Genomic DNA, 26,338 nt, shown 5'->3' with positions numbered 1-26,338 from the left:
GGTCAGAGGAACGGGGGCGGCGAGTACGGCTGCGCGATTATCCACATGCTGGTCATCGTGTAGCAGATGGTGACGACGGCGAACGAGTACTGGCTCCGGATGGGTTGGAGTTTGCCAGTAAAGGTCTCGAACGCGATGGCGTGAGCCACCCAGATAGCGACGAGGTGGCCGAGGATGACGAGAGCGAGCTGGACACCGCCCCACCAGTCCGGCAACACGGCGATCTGTGGCGACGGCGGTGGGGCGAGTGGGTTCGCCGCGATGCCAGTCAACGTCGGCACGAACGTGACGAAGTAGCCGAGGAAGTGCGCGAGGTGATAGGCCGCCGCGATGGGGACCAGCGCCCAGACGAACCGGCGCTCGATGACTGACACCGAGACGAAGCTGCCGGCAGTCCGGCGGGACACTCGCGCGGCGAGCCGGTAGATACCGAGGAACGCGAGGAATCCAGCGATGGCGACGACGAGGTACAGCAGGTACGCCAGCACCATGGGCGGGTCGGACCCGAGGATGGCGCGGGCGAAGCCGTCGAACGAAGCCGTCGAGACGAGGCCGTCGTACGTCGTCACCCAGACGAGTGCGACGACGAACACCACGTCACCCCGAACCGCGTCGTCGTAATCGTTGGCGAGGACGCCTGCCGGCAGGCCGACCGAGAGGCGACCGTCGATGCGACGAACCGGTGCCAGTCGACCGTAGGTTCGGAACACGCGGGATATCGGGTCGACGCGCTCGAACCACGAATCGCCGTAGGTGATGGCCCCGACGAGCGTGACCACCGAGTAGGCGAGAACGACCCAGACGAGCAGCGAGGGGACCGACGCCAGCGGACTGATCACTTCGAGGTACACCATCGCGAGCAGGCCGAGTGCAGCAACCCAACCCGAGGAGACCGGAAGGTCAGTGAGTTCTCGCCCGCCGAGACTGCCGAAGACGCCCGCGATGGTTCGCCACGGGTTCACGACCGACCACGTGTCGCCCACGAGGTACACCGACGCGGTGTAACCAGCCCACCACCCGGCCCAGATACCGACGACTGCGAGGTTTCGGGTGGGGTCAGTCGGGCCGACGAAGCCGACGACGACGAACAGGAGGAGGATCGCCACACTGGCTACGCTGAGGCCAGTGACGGCTGCGCGCCACACCGACGCTGGCGTGGGTACCAGCACGCCGAGTGCGTTTATCCACCGGATGAACTCGTGGTCGGTGGCGAAGCTCGTGAACAGGAACGACGCACCGATGATGCCGCCACCGGTGAGGACGACGAGCCAGAACGGAACTGGAACCGAGGTCAGCGGTCCGCCGAGTGAGCCCATGTGGGCGAGCACCGGGTCGGCGAGGAGCGTCATCGTGAAGACACAGGCGACGGCGGTCAACACGAGACGCGCCCGGGCCGACCGTTCACTCGGTCTCACGAGCACGCACCCCCGGGCGGTAGTACAGCAGCGCCAGTGCGACGACGAACACCGCCGTCGAGACGTCCATGCCGTAGGTGTACACGGTCGTCAGCATGGCCGCGGACCCCCCCGTACTCGTCGCCAGCGACGAGAGGAGTGGGACCGCACAGCTGACACACGAGAACAGCGCCACGAGGCCGGTCGCCGTCGCCGCCAGTGAGTCGAGCACCGTCGCGTAGACGAGGTAGGCCAGCGCGAGGTAGCCGACGACCCGGAACGGAACGAGCGCGAGGTGGCCGTGCTCGCTCGCGTACGTGAGGGTGGGCCCCCAACCCGGCGACGGCAGCGAGAGCGAGAGGCCGACCGGACCGTGGGCGCTCCCGCCGGGATGGACGCGGACCATGCCGACGAGCCACGCCAGCAGCAGGAAGTAGCCGACTGCGACCGCGATGGCGACCAGTCGTTGTCGACGCGGCGCGGAGAAGGGTCGCGTGGTGGCGACGGCAGCAACACCGAGGTTTATCCAGACGAACGGGTAGAGGACGTACCGAATCGACGTGACCGTCGCGCTCGTCAGCTGGAAATAGGCGACGACCACGAACAGTTCGAGCGAACAGAGTAGCGCGAACCATAGCACTCGCTCGCTCGGCAGCCCATCGCCCGTCTGCGTCGCCGCGTTCGACGCCATCTCAGAGGAGTAGCTTCACCGCGACGGCGAGCGTGAACAGTGCGCCGAACGCCCACGCGCTCACCATCGCTGCGGTTGCGCTCGGCAGGCCGCGGTTGCGACCCGACCGGTACGTGCCGAACAACACCCACCCCGCGAGGATCAGCGCCAGCAGGCCGCCGAGAGCCATCGCGACCAACCCCTGCTGCTCTGGCGAGACGCTCACGTAGGCGACGGCGCCGCCGGCCAACCCACCGACGATGGCGATGAAGCCGAGGATCCAGACGGTGAGGCTCCCCGACAGGCGCCGGTACAGCGGTTCGCCGTCTTTCGCCATCGGGGTGTACTTGCGCATCTTGTGCGCGTTGAGGTACACGAGGACCCCGACGAGGAAGACACCCATCACCACCGATGCCCCGATAAGACTTGCCATGTTGATAGTTGTCAATTGGCGAGGAGGGCCTTTAAAAATATCGTCGGTCTCGGACTGCGGTTCGCCGCCGACGGGAACCTATTTCTCCGCCCCGGCCGGACCCACTCGACATGGTCTCTGAACTCTTCGACGCGGACCGCTGGGAACCCATCGACCTCGCCGACGATTTCGCCGACATCACCTACCACCGCGCGGTCGACTCGGGCACGGTCCGCATCGCGTTCGACCGGCCCGACGTGCGCAACGCGTTCCGTCCGGGGACGGTCGACGAACTGTACCGGGCGCTCAACCACGCGAAGCGCCAGACTGACGTGGGCTGTGTCCTGCTCACCGGCAACGGCCCGTCCTCGAAAGACGGCGGCTGGGCGTTCTGCTCCGGCGGCGACCAGCGCGTCCGTGGTGGGTCGGGGTACGAGTATCAGGGCGACGACGCCGAGAAGGAATCCGCATCGAAGTCGGGCCGCCTGCACATCCTCGAAGTCCAGCGCCTCATCCGCCACATCCCGAAGCCGGTCATTTGCGTCGTGCCGGGATGGGCCGTCGGTGGCGGTCACTCGCTCCACGTCGTCTGCGACATGACGCTCGCTTCGGAACAGCACGCGAAGTTCCTCCAGACCGACCCCGACGTTGCCAGCTTCGACGGCGGCTTCGGCTCGGCCTACCTCGCGAAGCAGGTCGGCCAGAAGAAAGCCCGCGAAGTGTTCTTCCTCGGGAAGACCTACGACGCTGAAGAAGCGGCAGACATGGGCATGGTGAACGAAGCAGTCCCACACGAGGAACTGGAGGAGGTCGCACTGGAGTGGGCCGAGAGCATCAACTCGAAGTCGCCGACCGCCATCCGGATGCTGAAGTACGCCTTCAACGCGACCGACGACGGTATGGTCGGCCAGCAGGTGTTCGCAGGCGAAGCGACCCGCCTCGCGTACATGACTGACGAGGCGCAAGAGGGCCGCGACGCTTTCGTCGAGAAGCGCGACCCCGAGTTCGACGACTACGAGTGGCACTACTGAGTCGGGACGTGGTCGCGCGAAGTGACACGGAATCGAAACAGAACCCGAAAGCGTTTGGTCCCCCGCAAACGCTTCGACAGTAAATGGCAGTCGACGGGGCGGCCGCTGACTCGCGCGAGCAGTCATCGAGTGCGACGGATTCGACGGACAGAGCAGCGAGCAGTCTGCCCGGATTCGGTGGTTCTCGACACACCCTCGTCGCCGTCGTCGCCCTCACGCTAGTCGGTCTCGGCGCGAGACTGCTCTGGCTCGGCCAGCGAACCGCCCACTGGGGCGAAGGCCGACTGAACTACGCCGTCTTGCGCTACGCGGAGACGGGCGTGTGGGAGTACCGACCGGTGCTCCACGGGCCGCTCATCGCGCACGCGAACGAATTGCTCTTCTCCACGCTCGGCCCGTCGGATGCGACTGCTCGGCTGTTCGTCGCGGTGGTCGGCGGCCTGTTGCCACTGTCGGCGTGGCTGTTCCGTGAGCATCTGCGCAAGACCGAAGTCGTCGCGCTCGCAGGGTTGCTCACCGCGAGTCCGCTCCTCGTCTACTACTCGCGGTTCGCTCGGAGCGACGTGCTGGTGGCGACGTTCATGTTCGTCACGCTTGGCTGTCTGGTCCGCCTGTGGGACACGCGAAAGCCGCGGTACCTGTACGCGGCGAGCGTCACCGGCGCGCTCGGTGTGGCGTCGAAGGAGAACGCCGTGCTGTACGTGCTCGCGTGGGCTGGTGCTGGCTTGCTGCTGCTCGACCATCGCCTCCTCTGGCGACGCGCAGCGTACGACCCGGTTCGAGACCGGCTCGCTCCAGTGCCAGATTGGCTCCGCGAGCGAGTCGACGAGTCAGTCCTCCTGTTCGCCGTGCTCAATCCGCTGGTCGTCTTCGGGCTGGCTGGCGGCATCTCGCGACTCGAAGCGGCCATCGTCCTCGCCGTCGCGCTGCTCGGCGCGCTCTGGGCCGTCCCCGACATGGGCGAGCAGTATCAGGCGACGGCGACCATCGGCGCGTTGGCCGCGACCGGCACGCTGTTCGCCGACTGGTCGGTCGTCCTACTGTACACTGCGGCGTGGCTGGTCGCCGGGGTCTTCGTCCTCGGGGTGCTCCTCGATGGGACTCGATTCGACGGCTCGGTACGGAACTGGCGCGTGCCGTCGGTTCTTGCGACTGGCCTGTTCCTCGTGGTGATTACGCTGCTCTATGCGCCCCGAGGCGACGAAGGGCTGTTCGCTGCCCTGACGACCCCGAGCCTGCTTCCGGGCGTCGTCGACGCGGCCCTGTTCCAGAGTTGGGACGACGCGACCGCGCTCTGGTACGGCAAGGCACAGGACCAGAGCCTGCTGGACTTCGGACGCTACTTCGTGAAGCGGTTCGTCCTGGCCGTCCCCGCCATCGCGGCGTTCGGCATCCTCGGCGCACTCGCAGACCGGTACGGCCACGACGGGCCGCGAGACCTCGTCTCGCTGGCGAGCTACTGGGGACTGGCGAGCCTGCTCGCGTACCCAATCGTCGTCGCGGTGAAAGCACCGTGGTCGCTCACGCACGTCGCGGTCCCACTCGCGATTCCGGCCGCGGTCGGCGTCGCGCTGGTGTGGCGTTGGGTCCGCGAAGCGGTGGCTGACCGACAGTTCGTCACCGCGAGCCTCGCCGTCATGGTGCTGCTGTTCGGGGCCGGCCTCACCGCGGGAATGGCCGTCGAGACGAGCTACCTCCATCCGGCCGGGCAGTCGAACGCGCTGGTCCAGCCGGGTCAGCCGGGCAGCGACCTGCACCCGGTCGCGGACCGCATCGAGGCGGCCGCCGCGGCGAATCAGGACGGCCCGGACGTCCTGTACTACGGCGAGTTCTTCCTCGTCGAGAACGAGTCTGCCGGGCAACAGTTACCGGTGACGAACGACGGCGAGTTCCAAGACGGGGCGTGGACCGTGGTGTCGGAGAACGTCAACTGGTACCACCGACTGCCCCTGCCGTGGTACACGGCACTGGCCGACGCGGAGACGACGAGCGCGCGGAACGCCTCCCAGTTCGCCGCGGCGATGGAGTCCAACCCGCCGGTCGTCGTCACGCGAGCGATTCACGCCGACAGCGTTTCGAAGCGGCTCGGCTCGGCGTACGACCGCTACCCCATCGACCTCACAGTGAGAGGCACGTCGACTGTCGTGTTCGTGAACGAATCGGTCGCCGGGCCAGAGAGCAAGCGTTAAGCGCGGAGCTATTGAACCGCCGCCTATGACACCGACCCTGCCAGGGCCGACGCTCGGGGTCGTCGGCGGTGGGCAACTCGGCCGAATGCTCGGCGAGGCCGCCGGCCCGCTGGGCGTCGACGTTATCGTCCTCGACCCGACACCGGACTGTCCGGCTTCTGCGGTCTGTCGGGACCAAATCGTCGCGGACTTCGACGACCAAGCGGCCATCCGAAAACTGGCCGAGCGCGTCGACTTCCTCACGTTCGAGATAGAACTCGCCGACCAGGAGGCACTAAACGAGGTCAGCGACGCGACCGGCGTGCCGTGTCACCCTGACCCGGCGACGCTCGAACTCATCCACGACAAACTCCACCAGAAGCGTGCGCTCGACGACGCCGGGATTCAGGTGCCCGAGTTCCGCGCGGTCGAGACGGCCGACGAACTGCGCGACGCCATCGACGAACTCGGTGCGCCCGCGATGCTCAAGGCGCGAACCGGCGGCTACGACGGCCGCGGGAACGTGCCGGTCCACTCGCGCGACGAGGCTGCCGAAGCCATCGAGGCGGTCGCTGGTCCGGCGATGCTCGAAGCGTTCGTCGACTACACGCGTGAGGTCTCGGTCATCGCGGTCAAAGGCGACGACGAAGTCGCGACGTTCCCTGTGGGCGAAAACATCCACGAGGAAGAGATTCTGCGCGAGACGGTCGTTCCCGCACGCTCCGACGAGGACGTGTTGGCCCGCGCCGAAGCAGTCGCCCGCGACGTCCTCGACCTGATGGAGGGTCGCGGCGTTTACGGCATCGAACTGTTCGAGGACCAGGACGGCGAGATTTCCGTGAACGAAATCGCGCCCCGCCCGCACAACTCCGGGCACTGGACCATCGAAGGCGCACGCACCTCGCAGTTCGAACAGCACGCCCGCGCGGTGCTCGGGTGGCCGCTCGGTTCGACCCACCTGCTCGCGCCGACCGTCTCGAAGAACATCCTCGGCGACGGCGACGAGTCCCGGCCCGCGGAACTCTCGGGTGTCGAATCTGTTCTCTCGACGCCCGGCGCGGCGATGCACTGGTACGGCAAACGCGAGGTCCGTCCCCTGCGGAAGATGGGCCACGTCACTCGCGTGGCGACCGACGACGACTCGACCGACGAACTGCTGGCGGCGGCGCGCGACCTCGTCGGCGAACTCGACTTCGACTGAGACAGTTCCATACCACAACCAATGACCGACGAACTCGACTCACTCATCGACGACCTGCACGCGGAAGCACAGCGCGACCGACCAGCCGCTGAAACGCCCGACATCGGCATCGTCATGGGCTCGGACTCGGACCTCGACGTGATGATGGGGTCGGAGACGGGCCGCCCCGGCGCGTACGACGCGCTCGTCGACGAACTCGGCTTCGCCGAGGTCACCGACTACGACAATCCGCCGGAAGCGCGCTTCACGTTCGAGACGTACGTGACCTCGGCGCACCGGACACCCGACCTGATGTACGCCTACGCGGAGACCGCCGAGGACCGCGGCCTCGACGTGATAATCGCCGGGGCTGGCGGGAAGTCGGCCGACTTGCCGAACATGACCGCCTCCATCGCGTATCCGCTGCCGGTCATCGGCGTCCCGGTACAGGAGAAGTCCGTCGACTCGGTCATCGGGATGCCACAGGGCGCGCCGCTCACTGCGGTCGACGCTGGGAAGTCGTTCAACGCCGCGCTCTCGGCCGCGATGATTCTCGCGCGCCAACACGACGACCTCCGAGAACGGTTGGTCGACTATCACGAAGGGCTCAAAGGTGACGTCGCGCGGGTGTCGCGTGACCTTCACGAACTCGGAACGCCCGGGTTCGCGTCGCGCCGAGACTGACCGACTGCACGCCCCCGGCCGATTTTTCCACGCTCGTTCGGCCTGTGACTGACCTCGTTCGGGAGCGACAGGACAGCCCCCGACTTTCTGCGGTCCTATTTATACTGTCGTTGTGGTTCGGCACATCCATTTTACGGGGGACACACCCCGGAGAAAACCCGAAAATCGCAAGAATCAACCCTTATATGGGTGCGCTTCAAAGCCTCGGATGTTACGGAGTAAACGGCATGAATCCATGGATAGCCATTGGGGCGTTGGCTCTGGTTGGGTTGCTGATTCCGCTCGCTATGATGACGGTGTCAGCACTCCTCAGACCGACAGTACCTGAGAAGAATAAACGCGCCACCTACGAAAGTGGCGAGATCCCCACCGGCGGGACGCGCATTCGGTTCAACATCCAGTACTACATGGTCGCGCTCCTGTTCGTCGTCTTCGACATCGAGACCGTCCTCATTTTCCCGTGGACGGTTATCTACGGTTCTGCTCTCGAAGGCGGCGTCAGTCTCGTGGCCGCACTGGTGCCGATGCTCGCGTTCATCGGTGTGCTGGTAGTGGGTCTCGCGTGGGCATGGCGCAACGGCGCAGTCAAGTGGGCGAAGAGTCCACGCGCCGAGCAACGTAAGGGAGCACAGGCAGAACGATGAGCAGCGATAAACCTACAGACCGTACGAGTACAGACGCGCTGACCAAGACCCGCGACGCGCGAATGGGCGAGGGTCTCGACGACCGGTTCAACTCGAAGCTCCGTGAGGCGTTCGGCTCGACGCCGTTCATTCTCACGAAGTTCGACAAGTTCATGAACTGGGTCCGCGGGTCCTCGATGTTCATGCTGCAGTTCGGTATCGCGTGCTGCAGTATCGAGATGATTCACACGTACGCCATCAAGCACGACCTGGACCGCTTCGGTGCAGGTGTGCCGCGGGCTTCTCCGCGACAGGCGGACGTCATCATCGTCCCCGGAACCATCGTCTCCAAGTTCGCACCACGCATGAAGCGTGTGTACGACCAGATGCCGGAGCCGAAGTTCGTCGTCGGGATGGGCTCGTGTACCATATCCGGCGGTCCGTTCCAAGAGGGCTACAACGTCATCAAGGGCGCAGAAGAGGTCATCCCGGTCGACATCCACGTCCCGGGCTGCCCGCCGCGTCCGGAGGCACTCATCTACGGCGTCGCCAAACTGCAAGAGCGAATCGCCAACGGTGAGTCCGCACCGGTGACCGTGAAGCCGTACGAACTGGAACAGTTCGGCGACATGGAGCGGGACGAAGTCGTGGACAAACTCGCAGACCAGATCGACGAGGACACACTCGCAATGCGCTACAACTGGGCTGATTCACCATGAGCCTGGAGAAGCCAAGCGAACGGATGGTTACGTCGGAGGGCAACGTCGACGGCGACGCCGTCCTCGACCTGCTCGGCGACAAGGTCCTCGACACCGAAGAACATTTGAACGCCGACCAGTCGGTCGTCGTTCGGCCGGACGAGGTCGAAGAGACCCTGCTCGCGCTTCGCGACCAGGCCGGGTTCGACCACTGTGCCTGCGTCACGGCACAGGAGTACGAGGACCGTTTCGAGTCTATCTATCACCTGCGGAAGTACGACGACCCGACGCAGGAAGTCAGCGTCGTCGTCCCGACCTCGAAAGATGCCCCAGTGAGCCAGTCCGGCAACGCGGCCTACCGCACCTGCGACTGGCACGAACGCGAGGCGTACGACCTCGTCGGCATCCAGTACGAGGACCACCCGGACCTCAAACGTATCCTGCTGCCCGAGACGTGGCAAGGTCACCCGCTCTCACAGAGCTACGACCAGAACGGGCCGCAGATCGTCACGCTGGGCGAGTGGGACAACCCGCTCAAGGAGGACCACAAAGCCGACGACGCGGACACGATGTTCCTCAACATCGGCCCGCACCACCCGGCGACCCACGGCGTCCTGCACGTGAAGACCGTCCTCGACGGTGAGCAGGTCGCAGACGTGGAGTCGGACATCGGCTACCTCCACCGCTGTGAGGAGCAGATGTGTCAGCAGGGGACCTACCGGCACCAGATCATGCCGTACCCCGACCGCTGGGACTACGTCTCCGCGGGCATCCTCAACGAGTGGGCCTACGCCCGCGCGGCCGAGGACCTCGCAGACATCGAGGTACCGGAGTACGCACAGATCATCCGGACGATGTCCGCCGAGTACTGCCGTATCGCGGCACACATGCTCGCGCTTGGGACGTTCGCACTGGACGTGTACGGCGACTTCACCGCCATCTTCCAGTACGCGTTCCGCGACCGCGAAGTCGTCCAGAACATCCTCGAAGACCTCACCGGGCAGCGGATGATGTTCAACTACTTCCGCCTCGGTGGCGTGGCGTGGGACCTCCCCGAACCGCGCGAGGAGTTCTTCGAGAAGTCGCGTGACTTCCTCGAGGAACTGCCGGGCAAGCTGGAGGAGTACCACGACATGATCACGTCGAACGAGATCTTCCAGCTCCGCTGTGTGGACACGGGCTACCTCGACCCCGAGGTCGCCAAGTCCTACGGCGCGACGGGACCGGTCGCCCGTGGCTCGGGCGTCGACTACGACCTGCGCCGCGACGACCCCTACGGCTACTACGACCAGCTCGACTGGGACGTGATTACGGAAGACGGCTGCGACAACTACGCGCGTGTCCTCTGTCGGATGCGCGAGGTCGAGGAATCCGCCAAGATCATCGAGCAGTGTATCGACCTGCTCGAAGGTTGGCCGGAAGACGACCGCACCATCCAGTCGAACGTGCCGCGCACGCTGAAGCCGGCCGACGACACGGAGGTTTACCGTGCCGTCGAGGCCGCGAAGGGCGAACTCGGTATCTACATCCGTGCAGACGGTACCGACAAGCCAGCACGGTTCAAGATTCGCAGTCCGTGCTTCTCGAACCTGCAGACGCTACCCGAGATGAGCCAGGGCGAGTACATCCCCGACCTCATCGCGTCACTCGGTAGCCTCGACATCGTGCTCGGGGAGGTCGACCGCTGATGGCTGACGAGATGCTCCTGCCCGAGACGGTCGAGCAGGCGCTCGGTCTCGCCCAGTTCGGGGCGGTCGGCGACCTCGTCGCGGCGTTCATCGCGGCGTTCGTCGTCGGCAACATCTTCCTCGCTTACACCGGCGTCGCCGGCCCGTGGGCGAAGCGGAAGATTACGGCCGCGTTCACGGACCGTATCGCCGTGAACCGCATCGGACCGTTCGGCCTCCTCATCATCGTGGCCGACGCAGTCCGACTGCTGTCGAAAGAACTCATCATCCCGGAGAACGCGGACCGTCCGGCGTACGACCTCGCGCCCATCGTCTTGGCCAGTTCGGCCATGCTCGGGTTCGCGGTCATCCCCATCGGTTCCATCTTCGGCATCAACCTGCAACTGGCCGACCCGGACGCTGGACTGGCGTACGTCTTCGCCGTCGCGTCCATCGCGACCCTCGGCCTGACGATGGGTGGCTACGCGTCCGCGAACAAGTTCTCCCTGCTCGGTGGCCTTCGTGCTATCGCACAGAACATCGCGTACGAGATTCCGCTCGTCATCACGGCAGCATCCGTCGTGCTGTTCACGCAGACGCTCCAGATGAGCGGCATCGTCGAGGCACAGCGCCAGACGCTCGTGAGCCTCGGTGGCGTCGAGATTTACTCGTGGTTCGCGTTCGTGAACCCGTTCGCGTTCGTGCTGTTCATGGTCGCGAACCTCGCGGAAGTCGGGCGTAACCCGTTCGACATCCCGGAAGCACCGACGGAAATTGTCGCAGGGTACCAGACCGAGTACTCCTCGGTCTACTTCGTCCTCATGTATCTGGGCGAGTTCCTGCACATCTTCCTCGGTGGCGCAATCGCCGCCACGCTGTTCCTCGGCGGCCCGTCGGCGCCGATTCCGGCGCTCGACGTCATCCCGGGCTTCATCTGGTTCACCGCGAAGATATGGGGCGTCTTCCTGCTCACGCAGTGGTTCCGCTCCGCGATTCCGCGTGTGCGTATCGACCAGATGATCGAGATCGGCTGGAAGGGCATGCTCGTCCTTTCGTTCGCCAACCTGCTACTGACGGCAGTACTCGTCGGGGTGTTAGTATGATCGGACTTCTCAAATCGATGGCAACGACGATGAAGCACGCACTCGACGGCGAGACGTTCACCGTCGAGTACCCGGACACCGCGCCGGAAGTTTCCCCGCGGTTCCGTGGCGTCCACAAGTTCAGCCAGGAGCGCTGTATCTGGTGTCGCCAGTGTGAGAACGTGTGTCCGAACGACACCATCCACATCGTCACCGACGCACAGCGCCAGGGTGAACAGTACAACCTCCACATCGGGCAGTGCATCTACTGCCGCCTGTGTGAGGAGGTCTGCCCGGTCGACGCGATTCTGCTCACGCAGAACTTCGAGTTCACCGGCGACACCAAGGACGACCTGGTGTACAACAAAGAACAGCTCAAGAGCGTTCCGTGGTACAAGGACATCGACCCGCTCGAATCCCGCGAACCGGACCGCGGCGCGTGGATCGGTGAAGGAGACGGCGAGGTCGATTACCAGTAATCGAGACACCGTCTCGCAATACAACAGATAGGAGAACCTAACAAATGGTAACCGCAGAACTCGTCGCCTTCGCGCTCTTCGCCATCGTCACGATGGCGAGTAGCATCGGCGTCGTTCTCATGGAGGACGTGTGGCACTCCGCACTCCTTCTCGGCGTCGCGCTACTGAGCTTCGCGGTGCACTACGTGATGCGCGAGGCAGAGTTCCTCGCCACGATGCAGATACTCGTCTACGTGGGCGGGGTACTCATCCTCATCACGTTCGCCGTGATGCTCGTGCGCCAGGAAGGCGATACGGAGGTGGTAGAGACATGACGACACGACCGAAATTACGACTCGGTGGGCATCTCGCCCCCGGTATTCTCGCAGTCGTGTTGTTCGCCGTGATGGCGTTCACGTTCGTGAACGCACCCATCGCGGGCGAAAATCAGGGCTTCGGTAACGCGACGGTCGAACTCGGGTCCGCCGAGGATATCTCGACGGAACAGACTAACAGTGGCCAGTTCGCCGCTATCGAGGCACGCAATAACCAGACGTTCGCGGTCGTCAAGGAGAACACGACGAACGCGGACGGCAACGCGACGACGAACGTACTAAAGGAGGTCCAACTCTCGGACCAGAGCCCGGACAGTGTGAACGCATCGGTGTTCACGCAGGACGGGAAGGTGTACGCCAGAGCCACCGGGGCTAGCGGTGGTGTCACCGACGACATCGGCTATCACATGTTCGGCCTCGCCGGCGCTGCTGAGCCGACCGTCGACGGCGAGTCGTTCCTCGTCGCCTTCGAGATTATCGACCTCGTCCTCGTCGCCGCGTTGGTCGGTGCCGTGATGCTCGCCCGTCGTGAAGTCGACGGCGACTTCGTCGGTGCCGCACTCGGCCTCGGTGACGACACCGACTCGTCCAGTTCGTCCAGCGGGACGGCGATGGCGACGGACGGTGGCGCTGCAACCGAGACCGAAGACGGAGGTGAGAACTGATGGCGATAGACAACACGTACTACCTAATACTATCTGCCGGTGTGTTCTGTACCGGCTTGTTCGGCATCCTCACCCGACGGAACGCGCTGATGTTCCTGATGTCGGTAGAGCTGATGCTCAACGCGGCGAACATCAATCTCGTCGCGTTCAGCCAGTACCACGGCAACCTCACTGGCCAGACGTTCGCGCTGTTCACGATGGCGCTGGCGGCGGCCGAGGTGGCCATCGGTATCGGCATCATCCTCGTACTGTATCGCAATTTCGAAGACGTAGACGTGGCTGAGGCCACGACGATGAGGTGGTAACGATGGCAGGAGAACTCGCATTCGAACTCGCGCCCGCTATCGCGGCGCTGCCGTTCGCGTCGTTCCTCGTCGCACTCGCGGCAGGGAAGTACTTGCCCAAGAACGGGGCAATCGCGGGCATGGCCGCCACCGGTGGCTCGCTCGTGCTCTCGCTGTTCGCAGCGCTCACCGTCCTCGGTGGCAGCACGTACCACGCCGAACTGTTCACGTGGAGCGGCGCAGAGGAGATTCCGCTTCACTTCGGCGTGTTCATCGACCCGCTGTCGTCGATGATGCTCGTCATCGTCTCGCTCATCGCGTTCCTCGTGCACATGTTCAGCATGGGTTACATGAACGACGAGGGCGAGACAGGCCTCCCGCGCTACTACGCCGAACTCGGGCTGTTCACCTTCTCGATGCTCGCGTTCGTCATGGCGGACAACATCCTCATGGCGTTCATGTTCTTCGAGCTGGTCGGCCTGTGTTCGTACCTGCTCATCGGTTTCTGGTTCCGCCAGGACGGCCCGCCGTCGGCCGCGAAGAAGGCGTTCCTCGTCACCCGCTTCGGTGACTACTTCTTCCTCATCGGCGTGGTCGGCATCATCGCGACGTTCGGGACCGGCCTGTTCGTCAGCACCGAGAGCCAGACGTCGTTCCCGGTCCTCGCCGAGGAAGCGCTCGCTGGCAGTGCTGGTGAGGTAACGAGCTTCTTCGGCATGGCCCCCGAGGCGTGGTTCCCGATTCTGGGACTGCTCGTCCTCGGTGGTGTCATGGGCAAGTCCGCGCAGTTCCCGTTCCACACGTGGCTGCCGGACGCGATGGAAGGCCCGACGCCCGTCTCCGCACTCATCCACGCGGCGACGATGGTCGCAGCCGGTGTGTACCTCGTCGCCCGGATGTACGGCTTCTACGCGCTGCTCCCGACGGTGCTCGCAGTTATCGCACTCGTCGGTGGCTTCACCGCGCTGTTCGCCGCCACGATGGGTGTCGTCAAGAAGGAGATCAAGCAGGTGCTCGCGTACTCCACCATCTCACAGTACGGGTACATGATGCTCGCGCTGGGTGGCGGTGGCTACGTAGCAGCGACCTTCCACCTGATGACGCACGCCTTCTTCAAGGCGCTGCTGTTCCTCGGTGCCGGGTCGGTCATCATCGCGATGCACCACAACGAGAACATGTGGGACATGGGCGGTCTCAAGGACAAGATGCCCGTGACCTACGCCACGTTCCTCGCCGGATCGCTGGCGCTCGCGGGCATCGTCCCGTTCGCTGGCTTCTGGTCGAAGGACGAGGTGCTCTACGAAGTGCTCGTCCACGGTCTCGGCAGTGCTGGGACGACCGGCACGATGCTCCTCGTCGCGTACGGGATGGGGCTCCTCGCCGTGCTGTTCACCGGATTCTACACCTTCCGAATGGTGTTCCTCACCTTCCACGGTGAGCCCCGGTCCGACACGGCTCGTAACCCCCACGGCGTTCGCTGGAACGTGAAGGTCCCGCTCGTCGTCCTCGGCGTGCTCGCGACGCTCGCCGGTGTCGTAAACATGGTTCCCGTCGAGAAGGTTCTGGGAATCAAGGGCATCGACTATCTCCACCAGTTCTTAGACCCCGAGTCCGAGCTGGCGTCGGACCTGAGCGCACACCACTACGGTGACTTGCTCCACGACGTCGCTGGCTACACCGCCGAAGGGGCGGCGTTCGGGAGCGAGTCCACGACCGTGCTCGTCTCGGCAGCTCTCTCGCTGGGACTGGCTCTCGCGGGTGTCGGCCTCGCGTACTTCCTGTACGGCGGTGCCGACCCCGAGGAGCACACGGCCAAACTGGGTTCGATACAGACGCTCCTGTACAACAACTACTACCAGGACGAGTATCAGGTGTGGCTCGCAACGGGTCTCACCCTGCCCGTGGCCAAAGTCGCCGACAAGTTCGACCAGGGCGTCGTCGACGGCGTCGTCAACGGCACCTCCAGCGTCAGTCTGGTCGGTAGCTCGCGCATCAAGCGCATCCAGACTGGTGTGGTGACCAACTACGCCGCCCTCGCGACACTGGGGCTGGTCATCCTGCTGGTCATCGTCGGCATCACAGGTGGGTGGTTCGCATGATAAACGGTACGATAGAAGCGCTAATCGCAGTCACGTTGGTCGGATCGTTCGTCGTCATGGCCAGCTCCGACCGGTACGCGGCGAAGCTCGCGACCGCGTGGAGTCTGCTGCCGCTCGCAGGCAGCTTGCTGATGTGGGCCAGTTTCGACGGTGAAGGGAACGCACTCTTAGAAGGCGGGTCGCTCGCGTTCGAGAGCCGGGAGACCTGGCTCTCGCTCGGCCCGCTCCCGGACATCCAGTGGGTCGCCGGTGTCGACGGCATCAGCATGCCGCTCATCGTGCTCACTGGTGTCCTCACGACGCTCGCACTCGTGAGTTCGTGGACGCCCATCCAGGAGCGTCAGTCGCAGTTCTACGGCCTCGTCCTCTTCCTCGAGGCGGGCCTGCTCGGCGTCTTTACGGCGCTCGACTTCTTCGTCTGGTTCGTCTTCTGGGAGGCCGTCCTCGTCCCGATGTACTTCCTCATCGGTGTCTGGGGCGGTCCGCGCCGCAAGTACGCGGCCATCAAGATGTTCGTCTACACGAACGTCGCCTCGCTGGTGATGTTCATCGGCTTCGCGGCGCTCGTGTTCGGACTCGGCGTCGACTCGTTCGGTCTGCAGGCGGTCACCGAGGCCAGCCTGAACGCCGGGACGGGTGAGAGCACGCTCGGCGTGCCCATCGAGACGCTGAAACTCGTCGCGTTCGCGGCGATGTTCGCAGGCTTCGCAGTGAAGGTGCCGGTCGTCCCGGTCCACACCTGGCTGCCGGACGCCCACGTCGAAGCACCGACCCCGGTGTCGGTGCTCCTGGCGGGCGTCCTGCTGAAGATGGGTACCTACGCACTGCTGCGGTTCAACTTCACGATGCTGCCCGAGGTGGCGAACGCGAACGCGCCGATTATCGCGGCCTTCGCCGTCGTCTCCATCATCTACGGCGCGATGCTCGCGCTCGCACAGAGCGACCTCAAACGTATCGTCGCCTACTCGTCCGTCTCTTCGATGGGATACGTCATTCTGGGTCTCGTCGCCTACACCATGTACGGTGTCGGCGGCGCGACGTTCCAGATGATCTCGCACGGCCTCATCTCGGGGCTGATGTTCATGGCCGTCGGCGTCATCTACAACACGACGCACACGCGCATGGTCACGGACATGTCCGGGATGGCCGGCAAGATGCCGTACACGGTCGGTATCCTCATCGCCGGTGCCTTCGGCTACATGGGGCTGCCGCTCATGTCCGGTTTCGCGGCCGAGTTCTACGTGTTCCTCGGCTCGATGCAGGCGAAATGGGGTGCTGACTTCGGCGACATCCACGTCATCTTCACGGCTATCGGGATGTTCGGTATCGTCGTCGTCGCCGGCTACCTCCTGTTCGCCATGCAACGCACGCTGTTCGGTGAGTACCGCCTCGACACCGACTACGAGGTCGGTCGCGCGCCGCTGCACGACGTGGCACCACTCGCGGTGCTCCTCATCATGATTATCGCGCTCGGCACCGCGCCCGACATCTTCTTCGAGATGATTCGGGACGCGGCTGGTCCGGTCGCTGACCTCATCTCTGGAGGTGGTGCCTGATGGCACTCGTCGACTACCAGTGGCTCTCGCCCGCCCTCGTGCTGGCGATTACCTCGCTGGTGCTGTTGCTCGTCGACAGCTGGAACCCGGACACCCGCAACCGCGGGCTGCTCGCGGGTATCTCGACGGCCGGCGCGTTCGCGTCGTTCGTCACGGCTGTTGCCCTGCTCGGCACCTACGGCGACCGGAGCGAATCGCCGACCATCCCGGTCGGTGACGCGCTCGTCGTCGACCAGATGAGTCTGCTGTTCGCCATCATCGTCGCCTCGGTGACCGCGATGGTGACACTGGCGAGCTACAACTACCTGCAGGACCACAGCTACCAGGCCGAGTACTACTCGCTGGTGCTGCTGGCCGCGACGGGGATGACCCTGATGGGGATGGCCAACTCGCTGGCCACCGTCTTCGTCGCGCTCGAACTCGCCTCGCTGCCCTCGTACGCACTCGTCGCGTTCCTCAAGAAGAACCGGGGCAGCGTCGAGGCGGGTCTGAAGTACTTCCTCATCGGCGCACTGTCCAGCGCCATCTTCGCCTACGGTATCAGCCTCGTCTACGCCGTGACTGGCTCGCTCCTGCTGAGCGACGTGCAGGCCGCCATCACCGGCGACTTCCCGGGGCTGCTCGGCATGGGCATCCTGATGATCATCGCGGGTATCGCGTTCAAGATCGCCTCCGTCCCGTTCCACTTCTGGGCACCGGAGGCCTACGAAGGCGCACCCGCACCCATCAGTGGCTTCATCTCGTCGGCCTCGAAGGCCGCCGGGTTCGTCATCGCTTTCCGCGTGTTCACCCAGGCCTTCTTGCAGGTCTCGGGCGACGGTGGCCAGTTCATGGTGCTGGGGACCGACTGGGTCCTCGTCTTCCAGATTCTGGCGGTCGTCACGATGACACTCGGTAACTTCGCCGCGGCGACGCAGAGCAACGTCAAGCGGATGCTCGCGTACTCCTCTGTCGGTCACGCTGGCTACGTCCTCATCGGACTCGCCGCGCTGACCGGTGGTGGCGCGGCAGTCGGCGGGAAAATCGAGGCGGGGCAGTTCGTGCTGGCCGGCAGCATGCTCCACCTCGTCGTCTACGGCTTCATGAACACCGGCGCGTTCCTGTTCATCGCACTCGCGGAGTACTGGGGCGTCGGTCGCACCTTCGAGGACTACACCGGTCTCGGTAAGCAGGCACCCATCGCCTGTGTCGCCATGACCGTGTTCATGTTCTCGCTCGCTGGACTGCCGCCGTTCGGTGGCTTCTTCAGCAAGTACCTGCTCTTCGGTGCAGCCGTCAACAGCGGGTTCTGGTGGCTGGCCGCGGTCGGTGCCATCAACAGTGCCCTGAGCCTGTTCTACTACAGCAGGGTCGTCAAGGCGCTGTGGATCGACGACCGACCCGAGGGCAAGAAGCCCCTCGACGTCGGCAGCCGACCGGTCGGCATCTACGCCTCGGTCCTGTTCGCGGCGGTCGTGACGGCGACTATCGTGTTCGCCTTCCAGCCGCTCTCGGATGCCGCAATCGAGGCGGCAGCCGCGTTGCTGTAACGGAATTCCGCTTTTCCTCTCTCGCTGCTTGTCGGTAGGCTTTACCGTCAGGAGTGGGAACGCCGGGTATGGTCTCCCGGGTCGTCCTCGGGTGCGGTGCCGTCGGCCAACGCCTCGTCGAGGGGATGGCCGACTGGCACGGCTTCCAGCGCGTCGTCTGCAGTCACGAGAGCCGCGTCCAGGCGCTCCGCGAGGAGGGCGTGAACGCACTCTGTGCTGACCCGACCGACCCGGACGTTCTCGCAGAACTCTCGCATGCGGATGTTGTCGTCGTCGCCAGTGACGACTCGGCCGCCAACGTGCAGATAGCGCGAGGGGCTCACGACCGGTATCCCGACGCACTACTCGTCGCGTACGCCGGTCTCGGCGTCACCGACGCCGACCTCGACGAACTCGCGTCGCTGGCCGACCGCGTCATCGAGCCGGGTAACGAATTGGCGACGACGGTCATGGGGCGTGTCGCCGGCGACCGAGCCGAGGACTCCATCGAACTCCGGCGTGTGCTGACCTCCATCGATGGGACGCTCGCGGTGATGATGCACGACAACCCTGACCCGGACGCCATCGCCAGCGCGGTCGGCCTGGCCCGACTCGCGGAGGCGGTTGGTACGCCAGCGGTCGCGTGCTACTACGGCGAGATATCGCATCAGGAGAACCGCGCGATGGTGAACCTGTTAGACCTCGACTTGCGGAACCTCGAGCCCGACGCCGACCTCGGTGAGTTCGCCGGCTTCGCACTCGTCGACCACTCCCGCCCGGGCGTGAACGACCAGTTACCGGAGGAACTGCACGTCGACATCGTCATCGACCACCATCCGCCCCGTGGGGCGATACAGGGTCGGTATCAGGACCTGCGGTACGATGTGGGGTCGACGAGCACGCTGCTGACCGACCACTTCAGTCGCTTCGGCGTTCCGTTCGACGAGACGATATCGACCGCGCTCCTCTACGGAATTCAGGTCGACACACAGGACTTCGCTCGTGAAGTGTCGACGCTGGACTTCGAAGCGGCCGCGACGCTGTTACCATACGTCGACGAAGCGATGTTGGAGCGCATCGAGTCGCCGAGCATCAGCGGTGACACGCTCGATACACTGGCGCGGGCCATCGGCGGACGAGAAGTCCGTGGCTCTGTCCTCGTCACGGGCGCTGGTGGCATCAACGACCGCGACGCGCTCCCCCAGGCAGCGGACAAACTGTTGACTATGGACGGCATCACGACGACGCTGGTGTACGGCTTCATGGACGACACGGTGTTCATCTCGGCGCGAGCACAGGGGACAGACATCGACCTCGGTGAGACGCTTCGCTCTGCGTTCGACCAAATCGGCAGCGCGGGCGGTCACGCCGACATGGCGGGCGCACAGATACCCATCACGCAGGCGTTCGGCGAGTTCGAGTCCGACGACGAGCGTGACCGGGCGATTCGAGACGTCATCGAAGACCGCTTTTTCGACGCGATTCAGGCCGTGCCGGCGTCGGTCCGGCAAGGCCACCACGAGACCGACTCGGAGGGGAAGATCGAGTTCAGCTTCGACGGCGGGTCGACCGTCGAGTTGGACGAGTGAGTACCACGCAGAAGGGTTTTCCCGAGCGCGTGAGACGATAGAGTATGGACGACGAGTCGAGCGACCACGGGAAGCCACGGGTCAAAGAGTACATGACACAGGACGTGGTGACCGTCTCGCCGGACGCGACGGTGCGTGAGGTGGCGACGCGCATCGCCGAGAGCGAAGAACACAGCGGGTTCCCGGTGTGTGACCGGCGACGGGTCGAGGGGTTCGTCAGCGCGCGCGACCTGCTGCTGGCCGACGACGAGGAGCCGATATTCAAGGTGATGACGACCGACCTCATCGTGGCCCATCCGGACATGAAGGTCACGGATGCGGCGCGAGTAATCCTCCGCTCCGGCATCCAGAAGCTACCGGTCGTCGACGACGCGGGCAACCTCGTGGGCATCATCTCGAACGCGGACGTGATTCGGAGCCAGATAGAGCGCGCGACGCCCGAGAAGGTCGGCAAACTCCGGCGAACGCTCGAAAGCATTCACAATATCACGCTCTCACAAGAGCGGCGAAAGGTCGCACTCGCGGACCTCACGCCGACGCAGAAGAAGGTGTACGCCGACGAACTGGAGGGCCGACGCTACGAGCTAGAGCGAAAGCTGGCCGAGCCACTGGTCGTCATCGACAACGGTGGGACGCTGTTGCTGGCAGACGGGCACCACCGGGTCATGGCCGCCGACCGCATCGGCGTGGAGGAGATGGACGCCTACGTCATCGTCATCCAGGACCCCATCGAACTGGGGATGGCGAAGACGGCCGAGCGCGAGGGCCTCCACTCGCTCTCCGACGTGCAGGTCGTCGACTACGCGCGGCATCCGCTGGTCGAGACGACGAAGCGACTGCAGTAGCTGGGGCTGGTCGCTGACGATTTCTCGCGGTACAGTTCGACGAGCGGCGACTGTGGCGAACAGGCAGCACGCTGGGCACACGGGACGGGCTGCTGCGCAACCGCTGATCGACCCGTGGCGGTAGATTATAGCACGAGCTGTCTGGCCGCGGTATCACTGAAAAATGGTGCGTCGCTGTGGGATGTCAGCGATGGGGAGATAGCAGTGGTGGGGTAGCAGCAATCGGGATGGCAGTGGTGGGGATGGCAGCGATGGCACTCGCTGGTCGGTCGGACCGAGGCTCAGTAGTCCTCGTGTATCCAGAACGTCTCGATGAACTGTGTGTTCACCCAGCGTGTCTTGTCTTCGGCCTCGACTTTGAGGTACGGCTCGTCCTCGAAGCTGGCCGTGTGCGGGTGTAGTTCACCTTCCTCGCCGGACGTCGTACGAATCATCACTTCACCGTACTCGTCCAGCGCGTCCTGGAGGCGACTGTACGTCGACTCCGTCTGTGTATCTGAGAGGGACATCGGTGTTCGACCTCATCTGTATCGATGGGCTGGACCGACGAGGAACCCCGGCCAAGACGAATAGCCCGCACTGGCGAACAGGTACGAGACCGAAAAAGTCGCAGTCTGTGTCGGCTCAGGCGGCCTGTTTCCGGTCCTTGCCGACGGTCTTGGGCGTGATTTCGAGGACCTTGCCCGCGGCGATGGTCTGGCCCGAGTCACGGAGCGCGAAGCTGCCCAGTTCGGGCAGTTCGGCCGCCTTCTCGATGGAGAGCGGCTTCTGCGGCCGGAGCGTGACGATGGCGGCATCGCCAGCCTCGATGAAGTCCGGGTTCTCTTCGATGACGTCGCCGGTCTTCGCGTCGATCTTCTTGTCGATGGACTCGAAGGTGCACGCGACCTGTGCCGTGTGGGTGTGCAGGACCGGCGTGTAGCCGGCCGTGATGACCGAGGGGTGCTGCATGACGATGATCTGTGCCTGGAACGTCTCGGCGACGGTGGGCGGTTCCTCGGCGGGGCCACAGACGTCACCGCGGCGGATGTCGTCCTTGCCGACGCCGCGGACGTTGAACCCGACGTTGTCGCCGGGGACGGCCTGTTTCACTTCCTCGTGGTGCATCTCGATGGAGGTGACCTCACCGGACGCGCCCGAGGGCATGAAGGCGACCTTCATGCCGGGTTCGAGCGTGCCGGTCTCGACGCGGCCGACCGGGACCGTCCCGATGCCGGAGATGGTGTACACGTCCTGAATCGGGAGTCGGAGCGGTGCCTCGGTGGGCATCGCGGGTTCCGGCAGGTCGTCGATGGCCTCGAGCAAGGTCTTGCCCTCGTACCACGGCATCTCGTCGGAGTGTGCCGAGATGTTGTCACCCTCGAACGCCGAGATGGGGATGAACGTGGCGTCGTCGGACTTGAAGTTCACCTGCTTGAGCAGTGCGATGACTTCGTCCTTGATTTCGCCGTAGCGCGACTCGTCGTAGTCGACGAGGTCCATCTTGTTCACCGCGATGATGAGTTCACCGATGCCGAGCGTGCGCGCGAGGAAGACGTGTTCGCGGGTCTGTGGCGCGACGCCGTCGTCTGCTGCGACGACGAGGACCGCGTTGTCGGCCTGCGACGCGCCGGTAATCATGTTCTTGACGAAGTCGCGGTGGCCGGGCGTGTCGACGATGGTGAAGTAGTACTTGTCCGTGTCGAAGCGCTTGTGTGCGACGTCGATGGTCAGCCCGCGGTCGCGTTCTTCCGCGAGGTTGTCCATGACGTACGCGAACTCCCAGCCGCCCTTGCCGCGGGACTCGGCCTCTGTACGGTACTGCTCGATGATGTGTTCTGGAACGTTACCCGTCTCGAACAACAGGCGACCGACGAGGGTACTCTTCCCGTGGTCGACGTGTCCGATAATCGCAAGGTTCTGGTGGAGTTTGTCTGCCATAGATGTGGTGGCGCGGACCGAGTGGTCTTGCGCCATACATAACATAAGTTCGTTAAGGATATTCGTCTTTCGTGGGAAGTAGCGGCAGTTCTTACTATGTCCAGTGTGACCAATGGGCTATGGACGACTCGTACACCCATCTCGTCCTGTCGCCACTCTTCGACGATTTGCAGGACGCGGTGTACGTATTCGACGATTCGGGCGTGCTGGTCGACGCGAACAGCCGTGTGGGTGACGTGAGCGGCAAAGGGCGCGACGAACTCGTCGGTTGGACACTGACCGACATGGTCGCGCAGTTCGCAAGCGACGAGGACGGCGAAGCGGTGGTCGAGACGGTTGAACAGGTCCGAGAAGGCGAACCGGAAACGGCACGACTGGAGTTCTCGCTCGTCAGTCCCATCGATGGGGTCGTCCCCGTCGACGGACGATTCACTCGCCACGAGGAATACGTCGTCGTGGTCGTGCGGAACCTGTCAGAGGCGACACGGCGCGAGCGACGCCTGGCCGACCTGTCGGAGCAGCTCGACGTGTTGAACCGGGTGCTTCGCCACGATATCTACAACGACATGAACGTCGTTCTCGGGTGGGCAGACGAACTCGCGGACTCGGTCGACGACCCGGCCGCACGCTCGCAGGTGACGCACATCACGGACGCGGTGACGCACACCATCGAATTGACACACGCGGCGAGAGACCTCACCGAGTCGCTCACCTCTGGCGACGACTTGCCCCTCCGGGCCGTCGCGCTCGACAGAGTCCTCACGGAGCAACTCGTGAAGGCCCGTCGGAAGTTCGAGACTGCGACCTTCGATGTCACCGACGAGATTCCCCCCGTCTCGGTCAGGGCCAACGAGATGCTCTCGTCCGTGTTCGGCAACGTGCTCGGAAACGCGGTCGTCCACAGCGACCGGGACGAACCGACCGTGACCGTCACGGTGACCGCCACCGACGAGAGCACGACCGTGCGCGTCGCCGACGACGGCCCAGGTATCACGGACTCTGCGAAGTCGGTCGTGTTCGGCCGCGGCGAAGCCGGACTCGGCAGTCCGGGGTCGGGCATCGGGCTCTACCTCGTCGACCAACTCGTCGACGGCTACGGTGGCTCGGTCCGGGTCGAAGACAATGACCCGCGTGGGTGCGTGTTCGTCGTCGAGTTGCCCCTCGCGTTCTGACTGCAATCGTGAACGTCTCAGTTTTCTAACGGTCGATTACTTGTTGGATGAATTCCAACCGGCCGTGTATGGACTTCAGTTCGCAGACGACGCTGCTCACGACGGTGAGCGTGACAGCGTTGCTCGTGGTAATGGCGGTACTGGTGGCGATGGTGGCTCCGTCGGGCGAGACGAACGCACCCGTCATCGCGTCGGGTGTGGGCGCAATCGTCGCGGCAGGAATCGCGGGACTCCATCACCGCCGAACTGCTCGGTGAGCGTAAGCGACCCGTCTCAGGGCGTCGGCGTCGGACTGTTGGCATCGGACTGTCGGCGGGACGCAGTGTAGGACTGCCGAGTCCCCCGTCGACAAACGTGTAACCGAACTTACCGAAATGGGGTTCTGAGAAGTATTTTTTATCCCGTGACACATCGTCCAGCCATGGGAGCCAACGCGATAGTGGAACGCGACGGCGAGCGGGACAGGGACGGTACGGCCACAGGGCCACCGGCCATCTCGGTCACAGGATTGACGAAAGTGTACGGCGAGGGTGACGACGCGGTCAGAGCGGTCGACGGCGTCGACCTGACCATCGAGCAGGGGACGACAGTCGGAGTCCTCGGTCCAAACGGGGCCGGGAAGACGACGACTATCAAGTCGCTGCTCGGCCTCATCGTGCCCGACCAAGGGAGTGTCGAAATCGGGGGCATCGACGCGCACGAAAATCCGAGACAGGTGTACCGCCACGTCGGCGCGATGCTCGAAGGCGCACGGAACGTCTACTGGAAACTCACCGTCCGCGAGAACCTGGAGTTCTTCGCCGCCCTCGGTGGGATCTCCGGCAGTGCGACCGACGAGCGTCACGAGCGACTGCTCGACGCCTTCGACCTCACGGCGAAAGCCGACGACCCGGTCAACGACCTCTCACGCGGGCAGAAACAGAAGGTCTCGCTGGCGTGTACGCTCACCCGCGGTACGGACGTGGTGTTCCTCGACGAGCCGACGCTCGGACTCGACGTGGAGGCGTCCATGGAACTCCGGCGAGAACTGACGCGGCTGGCCGAGGAGGAGGACATCACGGTTGTCCTCTCCAGTCACGACATGGACGTGGTCGAGGACGTGTGCGAGCGAGTGGTCATCCTCTCGGAGGGGTCGGTCATCGCCGACGATCCCATCGAGGACCTCGTGCGCGTCTTCGAGACGCAGGCGTACCGGGTGACCGTCGATGGGGAGGTTCCGGCGACCGTTCGTCGGCGACTCGACGAGACGTTCGCGGCCGACGGCTGGGACCACGCGGGCGACCGGACGCGATTCGACGTGACGCTCACCGACGGGGACGCGCTGTACGACGTACTCGACGTGCTCCGCAACGCTGGTCTCGCCCTCGTCGACATCGATGGCCTCGACCCGGACCTCGAAGACGTGTTCCTCGAAGTCACGGGGAGGGCAGTCGACGCCGATGGCCGCGGGTCGACGGAGGGCGACCGATGAGCACCGCGACGAGTGCGCCAGCCGCCGACACCGGCCTCCGCGGGTATCTCGGTTTCCTGCGCGCGTCGGCGCGAAAGCGCTTCGCCCTGCTCGTGCGCTATCCGGTCAACACCATCTCACAGTTCGGGACCATCTTCATCATGTTCTTGCTGCTGTTCTACGGCGGCAGGACGCTCGCCCCGTCGGCGATGTCGGACTCCCTCGGCGGCCTCGTCGTCGGCTATCTGCTCTGGAGTATGTCCATCTCGGCGTACGCGGGGCTGTCGTGGAACGTCACCCGCGAAGCGCAGTGGGGGACGCTCGAACAGTTGTTCATGTCGCCGTTCGGCTTCGGTCGGGTGATGCTGGCGAAGACCGTCGTGAACCTGCTCGAATCGTTCTTCTGGGGCGCGATGACGCTCGCGTTCATGTTGCTCGTCACGGGCCGGTCGCTCGTGCTCGACCCGCTGACGGTCGTGCCACTCGCCGCGCTGGCGCTCGCGCCCGCCGTCGGCATCGGCTTCGCGTTCGGTGGCCTCGCCATCCGGTTCAAGCGTATCGAGAACGCGTTTCAACTCGCGCAGTTCGTCTTCGTCGGCCTCATCGCCGCCCCGGTCGACCAGTATCCACTACTCAAGTGGTTACCGCTTGCACAGGGGAGCTACCTGCTCCAGCGTGCGATGCAAGACGGACTCGCGCTGTGGAACGTTCCCGTGGACGAACTCACCATCTTGGTCGTCACCGCCGTTGGCTACCTCACGCTCGGGTACGCTGCCTTCACCTACTGTCAGCGGTGGGCCCGGCGCGACGGTGTGATGGGGCATTATTGAGCCACCAACCGAACGCTT

Annotated in this window: 26 protein-coding genes; 21 read left to right on the top strand and 5 right to left on the bottom strand. The window is 64.5% G+C overall.

What is annotated here, in order from left to right; genetic code table 11:
* Window positions 1–2: 2 nt before the first annotated feature.
* Genes ACSC1P_RS13800 through ACSC1P_RS13790 form a run of 3 tightly spaced genes read right to left on the bottom strand, consistent with a single transcriptional unit; the run spans window position 3 to window position 2,497 of the window.
* On the bottom strand, window positions 3–1,415 hold the full coding sequence (locus ACSC1P_RS13800; RefSeq protein WP_435360768.1) for a hypothetical protein: 1,413 nt from the start codon (window positions 1,413–1,415) through the stop codon (window positions 3–5).
* Window positions 1,402–2,085 (bottom strand): DUF7546 family protein, encoded by a 684-nt coding sequence (locus ACSC1P_RS13795; protein ID WP_435360767.1) that lies wholly within the window; start codon window positions 2,083–2,085, stop codon window positions 1,402–1,404. Before ACSC1P_RS13795 ends, ACSC1P_RS13800 begins: the two co-directional genes overlap by 14 nt.
* 1 nt (window position 2,086) lies before the next feature.
* On the bottom strand, window positions 2,087–2,497 hold the full coding sequence (locus ACSC1P_RS13790; RefSeq protein ID WP_435360766.1) for a hypothetical protein: 411 nt from the start codon (window positions 2,495–2,497) through the stop codon (window positions 2,087–2,089).
* Between the two features lie 110 nt (window positions 2,498–2,607).
* Between ACSC1P_RS13790 and ACSC1P_RS13785 the strand changes: the two genes are divergently transcribed.
* The 17 genes from ACSC1P_RS13785 (at window position 2,608) to ACSC1P_RS13705 (ending at window position 20,948) form a co-directional block, all read left to right on the top strand.
* Window positions 2,608–3,507: a 1,4-dihydroxy-2-naphthoyl-CoA synthase gene (locus tag ACSC1P_RS13785; RefSeq protein WP_435360765.1), complete on the top strand. Its 900-nt coding sequence runs from the start codon at window positions 2,608–2,610 to the stop codon at window positions 3,505–3,507.
* Window positions 3,508–3,590: 83 nt separating this feature from the next.
* Complete coding sequence (locus tag ACSC1P_RS13780) at window positions 3,591–5,696, top strand: flippase activity-associated protein Agl23 (protein ID WP_435360764.1); 2,106 nt, start codon at window positions 3,591–3,593, stop codon at window positions 5,694–5,696.
* A 25-nt stretch (window positions 5,697–5,721) separates the two neighbouring features.
* Window positions 5,722–6,876 (top strand): 5-(carboxyamino)imidazole ribonucleotide synthase, encoded by a 1,155-nt coding sequence (locus tag ACSC1P_RS13775; protein WP_435360763.1) that lies wholly within the window; start codon window positions 5,722–5,724, stop codon window positions 6,874–6,876.
* A gap of 21 nt (window positions 6,877–6,897) precedes the next feature.
* Window positions 6,898–7,539: an AIR carboxylase family protein gene (locus ACSC1P_RS13770; RefSeq protein WP_435360762.1), complete on the top strand. Its 642-nt coding sequence runs from the start codon at window positions 6,898–6,900 to the stop codon at window positions 7,537–7,539.
* Between the two features lie 227 nt (window positions 7,540–7,766).
* Complete coding sequence (locus tag ACSC1P_RS13765; protein WP_435360761.1) at window positions 7,767–8,183, top strand: NADH-quinone oxidoreductase subunit A; 417 nt, start codon at window positions 7,767–7,769, stop codon at window positions 8,181–8,183.
* Window positions 8,180–8,881, top strand: a complete 702-nt coding sequence (locus ACSC1P_RS13760; protein ID WP_435360760.1) for an NADH-quinone oxidoreductase subunit B — start codon at window positions 8,180–8,182, stop codon at window positions 8,879–8,881. The genes ACSC1P_RS13765 and ACSC1P_RS13760 overlap by 4 nt, the downstream gene beginning before the upstream one ends.
* Complete coding sequence (locus tag ACSC1P_RS13755) at window positions 8,878–10,548, top strand: NADH-quinone oxidoreductase subunit D (protein WP_435360759.1); 1,671 nt, start codon at window positions 8,878–8,880, stop codon at window positions 10,546–10,548. Before ACSC1P_RS13760 ends, ACSC1P_RS13755 begins: the two co-directional genes overlap by 4 nt.
* The gene (locus tag ACSC1P_RS13750) at window positions 10,548–11,630 is read left to right on the top strand and encodes a complex I subunit 1/NuoH family protein (RefSeq protein WP_435360758.1); all 1,083 of its coding nucleotides are present in this window, start codon (window positions 10,548–10,550) and stop codon (window positions 11,628–11,630) included. Before ACSC1P_RS13755 ends, ACSC1P_RS13750 begins: the two co-directional genes overlap by 1 nt.
* Window positions 11,627–12,088 carry a NuoI/complex I 23 kDa subunit family protein gene (locus ACSC1P_RS13745; protein ID WP_435360757.1) on the top strand — a complete coding sequence of 154 codons (462 nt, stop codon included), beginning with the start codon at window positions 11,627–11,629 and terminating at the stop codon, window positions 12,086–12,088. The genes ACSC1P_RS13750 and ACSC1P_RS13745 overlap by 4 nt, the downstream gene beginning before the upstream one ends.
* A 44-nt stretch (window positions 12,089–12,132) precedes the next feature.
* Window positions 12,133–12,402, top strand: coding sequence for an NADH-quinone oxidoreductase subunit J (locus ACSC1P_RS13740; RefSeq protein WP_435360756.1), 270 nt, complete (start codon window positions 12,133–12,135; stop codon window positions 12,400–12,402).
* The gene (locus tag ACSC1P_RS13735) at window positions 12,399–13,067 is read left to right on the top strand and encodes a hypothetical protein (protein WP_435360755.1); all 669 of its coding nucleotides are present in this window, start codon (window positions 12,399–12,401) and stop codon (window positions 13,065–13,067) included. Before ACSC1P_RS13740 ends, ACSC1P_RS13735 begins: the two co-directional genes overlap by 4 nt.
* Window positions 13,067–13,372: an NADH-quinone oxidoreductase subunit NuoK gene (gene nuoK, locus ACSC1P_RS13730; protein ID WP_435360754.1), complete on the top strand. Its 306-nt coding sequence runs from the start codon at window positions 13,067–13,069 to the stop codon at window positions 13,370–13,372. The genes ACSC1P_RS13735 and nuoK overlap by 1 nt, the downstream gene beginning before the upstream one ends.
* 2 nt (window positions 13,373–13,374) lie before the next feature.
* Entirely contained in the window at window positions 13,375–15,450 is a 2,076-nt protein-coding gene (gene nuoL / locus ACSC1P_RS13725; RefSeq protein WP_435360753.1) for an NADH-quinone oxidoreductase subunit L, read from the top strand.
* Window positions 15,447–17,006, top strand: a complete 1,560-nt coding sequence (locus tag ACSC1P_RS13720) for a complex I subunit 4 family protein (RefSeq protein ID WP_435360752.1) — start codon at window positions 15,447–15,449, stop codon at window positions 17,004–17,006. Before nuoL ends, ACSC1P_RS13720 begins: the two co-directional genes overlap by 4 nt.
* Window positions 17,006–18,535, top strand: coding sequence for an NADH-quinone oxidoreductase subunit N (locus tag ACSC1P_RS13715; RefSeq protein WP_435360751.1), 1,530 nt, complete (start codon window positions 17,006–17,008; stop codon window positions 18,533–18,535). The genes ACSC1P_RS13720 and ACSC1P_RS13715 overlap by 1 nt, the downstream gene beginning before the upstream one ends.
* 68 nt (window positions 18,536–18,603) lie before the next feature.
* A complete protein-coding gene (locus ACSC1P_RS13710; RefSeq protein WP_435360750.1) occupies window positions 18,604–20,103 on the top strand; it encodes a DHH family phosphoesterase in 1,500 nt (499 codons plus the stop codon).
* A 44-nt stretch (window positions 20,104–20,147) separates the two neighbouring features.
* A complete protein-coding gene (locus tag ACSC1P_RS13705) occupies window positions 20,148–20,948 on the top strand; it encodes a CBS domain-containing protein (RefSeq protein ID WP_435360749.1) in 801 nt (266 codons plus the stop codon).
* A 281-nt stretch (window positions 20,949–21,229) separates the two neighbouring features.
* Here ACSC1P_RS13705 and ACSC1P_RS13700 read toward each other — a convergent pair whose 3' ends face one another.
* Together ACSC1P_RS13700 and tuf are read right to left on the bottom strand one after the other, a co-directional pair.
* Window positions 21,230–21,457: a hypothetical protein gene (locus ACSC1P_RS13700; RefSeq protein ID WP_435360748.1), complete on the bottom strand. Its 228-nt coding sequence runs from the start codon at window positions 21,455–21,457 to the stop codon at window positions 21,230–21,232.
* A 115-nt stretch (window positions 21,458–21,572) separates the two neighbouring features.
* On the bottom strand, window positions 21,573–22,868 hold the full coding sequence (tuf, locus tag ACSC1P_RS13695) for a translation elongation factor EF-1 subunit alpha (protein WP_435360747.1): 1,296 nt from the start codon (window positions 22,866–22,868) through the stop codon (window positions 21,573–21,575).
* A 119-nt stretch (window positions 22,869–22,987) separates the two neighbouring features.
* On the opposite strand from tuf, the gene ACSC1P_RS13690 reads away from it, so the two are divergent.
* The 4 genes from ACSC1P_RS13690 (at window position 22,988) to ACSC1P_RS13675 (ending at window position 26,320) form a co-directional block, all read left to right on the top strand.
* Window positions 22,988–24,040 (top strand): PAS domain-containing sensor histidine kinase, encoded by a 1,053-nt coding sequence (locus ACSC1P_RS13690; protein ID WP_435360746.1) that lies wholly within the window; start codon window positions 22,988–22,990, stop codon window positions 24,038–24,040.
* A gap of 68 nt (window positions 24,041–24,108) precedes the next feature.
* Window positions 24,109–24,297 carry a hypothetical protein gene (locus tag ACSC1P_RS13685; protein WP_435360745.1) on the top strand — a complete coding sequence of 63 codons (189 nt, stop codon included), beginning with the start codon at window positions 24,109–24,111 and terminating at the stop codon, window positions 24,295–24,297.
* 164 nt (window positions 24,298–24,461) lie between these two features.
* Window positions 24,462–25,511: an ABC transporter ATP-binding protein gene (locus tag ACSC1P_RS13680; RefSeq protein ID WP_435360744.1), complete on the top strand. Its 1,050-nt coding sequence runs from the start codon at window positions 24,462–24,464 to the stop codon at window positions 25,509–25,511.
* Complete coding sequence (locus ACSC1P_RS13675) at window positions 25,508–26,320, top strand: ABC transporter permease (RefSeq protein ID WP_435360743.1); 813 nt, start codon at window positions 25,508–25,510, stop codon at window positions 26,318–26,320. The genes ACSC1P_RS13680 and ACSC1P_RS13675 overlap by 4 nt, the downstream gene beginning before the upstream one ends.
* Window positions 26,321–26,338: the final 18 nt, after the last annotated feature.

Source organism: Haloarchaeobius caseinilyticus (assembly GCF_051207395.1).
GTDB lineage: Archaea > Halobacteriota > Halobacteria > Halobacteriales > Natrialbaceae > Haloarchaeobius.
Note: the sequence above shows the minus strand (reverse complement) of the source record. Positions and strands in the feature narration are given on the sequence as shown.